We start from the raw sequence: 7,733 nt of genomic DNA, 5'->3' as shown, positions 1-7,733 counted from the left end.
GCGCCACCTGGTTGACGCCGTTGTAAACATCCCGAAGACCAGCCATCATCGTTTCGAAGTCTTGCCCTTGTTGGGGAATGCCCGAGATTCCGGTTCCCGCCTCACCTGGAACGGGAAGCTTCTGCGCCGGTCCCGGTAGAGCGCCCTTCGAAAGGGCTATGTCATGGTCGAGCGCGGGGAAGGAAACAGTGTTGTGTGGATATAGGGAGGAAATCGTCTGAACACGCGATCGCCCATGCCGCTCGTCGGCGCAGCCGCGCGCTGAACATCCATCGCCGCAGCAACTGGCGCCGCACTCGCTGGCCCCGCGGCGGCATCGTTTTTCAGCGAGTCGGCTGCATGCCCTAAGGCGCGCTCAAACTGGGCCTGCTCGACAATCGACGGTGATCCGACCCTGGGGAGGCCAGCCGTTAGAGTGGCAGAGATCGACGTGACAGGCATCATCATGTAAGGACTCGGTTGCTCTCTCTGACCGGGCGAGCCCCGCCCATTCATCACCCGGTGTCGGCGCAACACTCCTAGGGGGGCAAGCTGACAACAAGCTGACTAACGGCGGCGTCATTTCGACAATCTAAAATCTCTTCGGCAATTTAGTCACTTGTGATGATTTCAGCGTTTGGTTTATCAGTGCGACATGCCGAGAACGCTTATCCAACCCGTCACCCTGCATGTTTTGAGACTTCTTTGTGCCGGGTTTTTTCTGTCCACCGGGATTCACCCGGCGCATGCAGTCCCGCTGTCCCTTCCGGCGACACCCTATAGATACACGGTTCTGGATCAGGAGCTCGCTGCAGCGTTGCAGGAATTCGGCAACAACCTGAATATCAGGGTCAACATCAGTCCTGCGGTGAAGGGGCGAATTCGCGGACGTATGCCTGATTTGCCACCGCGCGCGTTCCTCGACCGCTTGACGAACCTTTACGGTCTACAATGGTACTATGACGGCCTTGTGCTCTATGTGTCTGCTGCACAAGAATCGCAAACTCGAATGCTTTTGATGACGTCGATTCGCTTCGATGCGTTCAAGGGGGCTCTCGACAAGCTTGATATCTCCGACGAGCGCTATGTGGTCAAACCCGTGCCAGGCAATGGCCTCGTCTTCGTTTCCGGTCCACCGCGCTTCGTCGCACTCGTGGAGCAGACCTTTAACGGCTTGGTGGCGCAGGCGCAGGCGCAGACTCACATAGCGGCAACGCCAAAGGAATCAGTGCTGATCTTGTTTCGCGGCTCCTCCACTACGGTCGTTCGCGACGGACGACCGGATGCTTCTTATTCTTCTGACATCCCACAACAGGATAGCGTTGGCGGGAAGCCTGAGCTGGGCAAGAAATGAACATTGAGGATTTCCCGCAGCTCTGAAGAACATGACTGCGGCTACCCCTTTGTGAACTCTTCGCAAACTCGTCAGTTTCTCGAAAGCTAATCCGCTCATGATGAGTCCCGGCAGCTCTCGCGGTGACTCCGGCCATTGTGTTGGACCGAACCTTGGAGCCGGCCCGGAACACAGCAATTGAAGGCAGGGCAGGCGCATTCGTGACCTGCCGACGCTTGGAATTGTCGAATTTTGTGAAACGCAAGGGATCTTCTGTCGGGGTCTCTTGTGGGGATTTCAACGTCACGTCTGAGGATGCATAATGTCGGCCAGTAATCTTTCAACTTTCTACCGCTCAAATTCGCTACAGTCCGCAAGGGGTTGGCCGGGCCTGAAAGTTTCCCATTTTGCGACCCAGCATCAGCAAAGTGCATCGTGCTTCGAAGCGATGCTGTCCACTTGTGTGCTGGCAGACAAGCCCGGCTCTTTCGCGCAAGGGGATCTGCCAGCGTCGAATCTTGATTCGACAATGGATAAATTGCGGCAGGACCCTTTGGGCCATCTGGCACCGGATGTCTTGACATTGAATGGCTTGGAGCAACACCCACTGGATCTGCTGCCGCCAAATATGAGGGCGGCTCTCAAGGAGGACCAATCGCAACGCTCCAAGGCGACTGAAGCCCAACATCTGCTCGGCGTCACTCCGAAGATCGAGCCGGCTCCCAGGCCGAGCCCCGGAATCACGTGGAACGGTGGGTCGCTGACCACGGCTGAGTTGCAGATTGTTGCGGTACTCAACCGTCACAAGGACCAATGCCCGCTTACTTGGAAGTCGTTGACCGACAAAGCCAATGATCCCTCTACGCCACCGGATCTGAAAGCGGCGATCCAGGGACTGCAGCAGGATTCGGGACTTTTTTATGCGATTGGCTCGCAGGGCGACGGCCGCTGTGGAGGCAAGATCAACGCCAAGGACTTGGCCGGATTTTCAAACCACCACCCACAAGTTGCTGCATTTCAGGAAGCCCAAGCGCGAAGCTACGAGCAGAACTACATACCATCCGACGGCAGCGGAGGTTTGCAGCCTTCGGTCATGACCTTGAGCGATGCCTTGCGGGAGTTTTACCGGTACTCCGAAAATCTGTCCAAGGACCTGAGTCTGGATGAGTTCAAGAAAATGGTCGGCGGCGAATCGAAAAACGGCAAATTTCCGCCCCAGGTCATTGCGGCGGCGCAATATTTCCTCGATCACCCCGATGCTTGGAACCAGTTGTGCGGTGGCTCGAAAGGGAAGATGCACAAAGAGGATTTCCTGCAAGTCGCCTCATCGTCGATGAGCCTCACGCAAACTGAGCTGAATACGGTCGAGATGATCAAGGACCATCAGGACACGTTCTTTGGAAGCGGTGTTCTGACTCGCGACAAACTGGCGAAAATGAAAGACGACAAGAGCCTTGATCCGAAAGTGCGGGAAGCAGCCTCTCAGCTCCTTTCAGATCCTCTTTTGTTTGGCCTCCTGAACAATTCGATCACGGGCTATAAGACCCATCATAAATTCTTCGACTTTGGCGGCGGGCATACGGTTGATTCCGGCAATATCAGCAAAAAAGACTTTGCCCATTTTTGCACAAACATGTCGTCTGCGAACCGCAACGTTCAGCAGCCAATCACCCACGTCGCCCAAACCGCAGAAGAGCAGAATGCCGTCGCGGACATGAAGATGGGCCTGATGGACCAGCCTGACATTAAGTCAGCCAAAAAGAACGGCGGGGCCGTCATGCACGTCGTCGACTCCGTGCTCAAAATCGAGACGAAAGTGCTCGACTTGGCGGCAACGGCGGTGGGACTGCTCAGCTTCATTCCGGGCCTCGGACAAGTAGCCGATCTTGCCTCGATGGTTCTCGAGGCTGAGTCGCAAGCAGCCAATCTCCTGCGTACGGCCATTAACGGAGGCGATATGAAGCGAGCGCTGGAGGAAGCTGGCCTCAATATGGCCGCGCAGGCGATCGGCCTTATCGCAGGCCCCGAGGTCAAGCTGGCCATTCGAAATGGGCTCGTAAAGCACCTGATGGAAGAGGCCTTGGCGGCAGGCATTGATCTTTCGGTCTCGACGGCGCAGGACTACGCAGAAGGCTATGTGAATAACCTCAAAGCGCGCCTTGCAGGCGGCCCTGAGCAAAGCCTAGGCCTTCCGAGCATGCCATCATTCCAGAGTGTGGCAAGCAATGTGCCCTTCGTCGGCATTGCCTTATCCTAGCCGTCGCCTTGCGCGGAAGCTTTGGCTCGCGCGCTGACATAAGGGTCATTGTGGCACAAGCAGGGGTTCATCCGCATCAACGCAAGCGGTGTTCCTGACGCCATCTGGATCGGACTGTGAGGGGGATGTCCGAAGTCTGTGAAGACTTCGGTATATGACGACTTCAGAGTTACGCTGAGCCCAGCCATCTCGAGCCGGTGCGCCGGGTCGAGGTTTTCACGGGCGCCGGCCGGTAGCGGGAATGGTCTCCGGAAGGCACGGCGCGGATGGTGGCGGAGCGGCGCAGCCGAAGGAACGGCTGTCGCGCGCCCAGGGCGGCCTCCCGAACAGCAGACGATGATCTCCTGCCTTGGGCCTATATCCTCGTGCCACGCTCAAGGCAGTCGGCTGAAAACAGCGCTGATTTAAAACAGCATTATCCTGCACTGCACCCTCGATCCTTGCGCTCACCGATCGCTCGTCGACACGCACGCGGTCAAGTCGTTATCGGCGCTATGCCGATGGGCTTCGAGAGCAAGGTGGACGCTGAGCGGTGCGTCAGCCTCAGGGCGCGGCTGGCCAGCTTTGGGTCTCACGCTCTATGACGGCAACACCCGGCTGATCCACTTGGCCTGTTCGCGGGCTCCCGGCAGCGGCGCGGAAGCCACGGTCCGCCTTCCTCGGCTTCAGGCCAAAGATACCGCAGCATGCTCCAGAGCTATGTCTGCCGCCTTCGCCCCATCGTCGCTGGTCATGTGGAAAGGACAAGCAGGCTACGCACCCTATAATCCCGTCGGGCAGGATTCGACAGTCGACGGCGAGACATTCGCCAAACCTCCCCCTTGATTCTCAGCAACGTTAAAAAAAATTCACATAATGTTCGTGAGTGTAGTCTCCTGTCAGGTGGTACATTAGCCCCAATATCTGGCGTCTTAGTCGTAGAAAGGACTGTGATCTATCTTCCATTAGCATCCATACCAGCGGATTTACAGCAAATGACGAGAGAGGTCTCATGCGGATTGATGGGGATAGAAGGGCTAGCGGCTTGCTGCATCCCGTCCGGGTTGATGCTAACCAATGTTGACACTGGTAAATCGCCTAAGGACGGCAGCGCATCTTGATCGCCTTCGAATCCTGGGCCTTTGCGCGCATGCGGATCTAACCGTCGGCGAGCTGGCCGATATTACCGGTCTGCCTCGCGAGCAGGTTCGACGCCACGTTCGGCGGCTGGTCAGAGCCAACTTTCTTTGCTGCAACGAACAACGTCCGCAGTCTTCGTACCATATGCAAGCAGGAGGCAAGGATGGCGAGCTGGCTCAATTGGTGGTCGATCTCCTGCCCCACGATGATGGCCATCATAAAAGAGACCTACAACGCCTGGAAGCAATACAAGACGCGCGGTTGAAGGGACCGCCTGCTTGATCGTGAAATAGATCAGTCCAAATGGAGCGCGACTACCATGGATAACTCCGCCGGCGGCGCCATCGCGCAGCCCGACACTTACGGGCGGCCTCACTTAGCCGCCGTCGACTCCCGCGTTCACGAACTGCTTCTAAGACAGGAGCGTCAGGAGCGGACAACTCTCAAACTGATCGCCTCCGAGAACTTTGCCTCCTCGGCGGTGTTGGAAGCGACCGGGTCGATTTTCACCAACAAGTATGCCGAGGGATACCCCGGTGCGCGCTACTACGCCGGAAACGAGATCGTCGATGAGCTTGAGACCCTCGCGATCGAGCGCCTGAAAGCGCTATTTGGCAGTGAACATGCCAACGTCCAGCCTTATTCAGGCTCGCCAGCCAACCAGGCTGTCTATCGCGCGCTTTTGAGCCCCCGTGACAAAGTCATGGGCTTGCCTTTACCCGAAGGCGGCCATCTGACTCACGGTTGGTCCGTCAATTTTTCCGGCAGCGATTATCAGCGCGTCCCGTACAGGCTGCACGAAAAGACACAGCAAATTGACTATGACCACTTGCGCGAGACCGCCAAGCGGGAACGCCCGAAGCTAATTTGGGTCGGCGGAACTGCTTATCCGCGTATTTTTGACTACGCGGCAATGGCCGAAATTGCTTCGGAGGTGAACTCGTATCTGGTGGCTGACATCGCCCACATCTGCGGCCTGGTTGTCGCAGGAGTGCATCCGAACCCCGTGTCCCATTGCGATGTGGTCACCAGCACCTCTCACAAGTCGATCCGCGGTCCCCGGGGTGGCTTCATTTTATCAAGGAATGAAGACCGTTATCAGCCCCTCCATCATCCGAAGAGCAAACACAATCTGGCCAAACGTATAGACCGCGCCGTGTTCCCTCTTCTGCAAGGCGGACCGCATATGAATACTATCGCCGCGCTTGCCGTCGCTTTGCAGGAAGCAGCGAACTCGTCCTTTCGTGTCTACGGTCAGCAGATCGTCCACAACGCCAAGGCTCTGGCCCAGGCACTTCTGGAGCGAGGTTATGAACTCGTCACCGGGGGCACTGACAATCACATGCTGATCCTTGATCTTCGGGACCGGTCGCTGTCAGGCAAAGCCTATGCGGAGCGCTTATCGCGTGCAGGCATCATTGCGAATTTCAATATGGTCCCGGGCGACCGGCGGCATCCGGCGCTGACAAGCGGCATCCGCTTAGGGACACCAGCGGTGACGTCCATGGGCATGCGCGAAACGGAGATGGTGCAGATCGCCGCTTTCATCGACTCGGTCTGCCGCCAGCCCGATGACCAGGAAGTTCATGCGAGCGTACGAAGAGACGTTGCCGACTTCTGCACTGCGTTCGATGTTCCCGGCATCCCCGACCGATAAGCCACCCCAATCCAGAAACTCCTCACTAACTCCAGCACTTGAAGCGAGGGCATTTTTATGACCAGGCAGTTCGTGTTCTCTTCCGAATCCGTCGGCGCGGGACACCCCGATAAGATGGCAGACAACATCTCCGATGCCATTCTCGATGCGGTCCTGCGCACCGATCCGAAGGCGCGCGTCGCCTGTGAAGTGTTGGTGAAGACGGGGATGGTCGTTGTGGCTGGCGAGATCACCAGCCATGCCCACATCGATTACAGCCAAGTCGCCCGCGATACGATACTCGATATTGGCTACGACGATGATGCGATTGGCTTTGATGGTCGACGTTGCGCCGTCGTTCTGGCCCTCACCGAGCAGTCGCCCGACATAAGCCAGGGCGTTGATGAAGGACGAGGGCAGGATCTCGGGCAAGGGGCAGGGGATCAGGGCATCATGTTTGGATTCGCATGCAACGAGACGGATACATTGATGCCCCTGCCGATCCAACTCGCTCACCATTTGACGAAAAGACAGGCCGAGGTCCGGAAAGCGGGACAGCTTGGCTGGCTGCGTCCGGACGTGAAATCTCAAGTGTCGGTACGCTACGAAGGGCTCCGCCCGGTGGCGCTGGATACCATAGTCCTGTCAACGCAGCATGACGAAGCGGTCTCACAAGCCACGGTCCGCGAAGGCGTCATTGAGGAGATCATAAAACCGGTCCTGCCGGCCCACCTGGATACTTCGGGGATCAGATTTCTGGTCAACCCAACAGGGCGGTTCGTGGTCGGTGGGCCTGCCGGCGACTGCGGCCTCACAGGACGGAAGATCATCGTCGATTCCTACGGTGGGACCGGGCGTCACGGCGGCGGTGCCTTTTCGGGCAAGGACCCATCCAAGGTTGACCGCTCGGCGGCCTATGCCGCCCGGTATGTCGCGAAGAACATCGTTGCCAGCGGCCTTGCGGAGGTCTGCGAGGTTCAGCTTGCCTACGCGATCGGCGTGGCCAGTCCGGTTTCTGTCATGGTCAATACCTTCGGAACCGCAAGGATCGAGGAAAAAAGGATCGAGCGCCTTGTTCTCGAGGTTTTCAATCTCCGACCGAAAGGCATCATCAAGATGCTTGATCTCTTACGGCCGATATACCGCAAGACGGCGACATACGGACACTTCGGGCGTGAAGAGCCTGAGTTCACTTGGGAGAAGACGGACAAAGCTGACGATTTGCTGCGTGAAGCCGGACCGGCAGCTGCGTGAGGGCGGCTGGATCAAGCGCATGCGGCAACCCATTTCAACTCGCGAGACCACGCCCGGCCGGCGTGGCAAGAAGCCGGCTCGGGTTTTGGCGGAGATTTTGATGCCGGATTATGACGTGCTTTGCATCGGCAATGCCATTGTCGACATCATCGCCC

Annotated in this window: 5 protein-coding genes and 1 pseudogene; 5 read left to right on the top strand and 1 reads right to left on the bottom strand. The window is 57.6% G+C overall.

The genetic code is table 11. The annotated features are described in order from the left end of the window. Positions 1 to 441: pseudogene (locus tag EN935_RS14430) on the bottom strand (nodulation protein NolB); the annotation flags it as partial. 193 nt (positions 442 to 634) lie between these two features. On the opposite strand from EN935_RS14430, the gene EN935_RS14425 reads away from it, so the two are divergent. The 5 genes from EN935_RS14425 (at position 635) to metK (ending at position 7,578) form a co-directional block, all read left to right on the top strand. Further along, a complete protein-coding gene (locus EN935_RS14425) occupies positions 635 to 1,333 on the top strand; it encodes a secretin N-terminal domain-containing protein (protein WP_024505367.1) in 699 nt (232 codons plus the stop codon). A gap of 301 nt (positions 1,334 to 1,634) precedes the next feature. Continuing rightward, complete coding sequence (locus EN935_RS14420) at positions 1,635 to 3,569, top strand: HrpF/NolX family T3SS translocon protein (RefSeq protein WP_127373394.1); 1,935 nt, start codon at positions 1,635 to 1,637, stop codon at positions 3,567 to 3,569. 1,056 nt (positions 3,570 to 4,625) lie between these two features. Continuing rightward, positions 4,626 to 4,970, top strand: a complete 345-nt coding sequence (locus tag EN935_RS14415) for a helix-turn-helix domain-containing protein (protein WP_082826567.1) — start codon at positions 4,626 to 4,628, stop codon at positions 4,968 to 4,970. Positions 4,971 to 5,007: 37 nt separating this feature from the next. Then, positions 5,008 to 6,345, top strand: coding sequence for a serine hydroxymethyltransferase (gene glyA / locus EN935_RS14410; protein ID WP_063169266.1), 1,338 nt, complete (start codon positions 5,008 to 5,010; stop codon positions 6,343 to 6,345). Positions 6,346 to 6,402: 57 nt separating this feature from the next. Then, positions 6,403 to 7,578, top strand: a complete 1,176-nt coding sequence (gene metK, locus EN935_RS14405) for a methionine adenosyltransferase (RefSeq protein ID WP_063169265.1) — start codon at positions 6,403 to 6,405, stop codon at positions 7,576 to 7,578. Positions 7,579 to 7,733: the final 155 nt, after the last annotated feature.

This window comes from Mesorhizobium sp. M7D.F.Ca.US.004.03.1.1, assembly GCF_003998635.1.
Taxonomy (GTDB): Bacteria; Pseudomonadota; Alphaproteobacteria; order Rhizobiales; family Rhizobiaceae; genus Mesorhizobium; species Mesorhizobium loti.
Note: the sequence above shows the minus strand (reverse complement) of the source record. Positions and strands in the feature narration are given on the sequence as shown.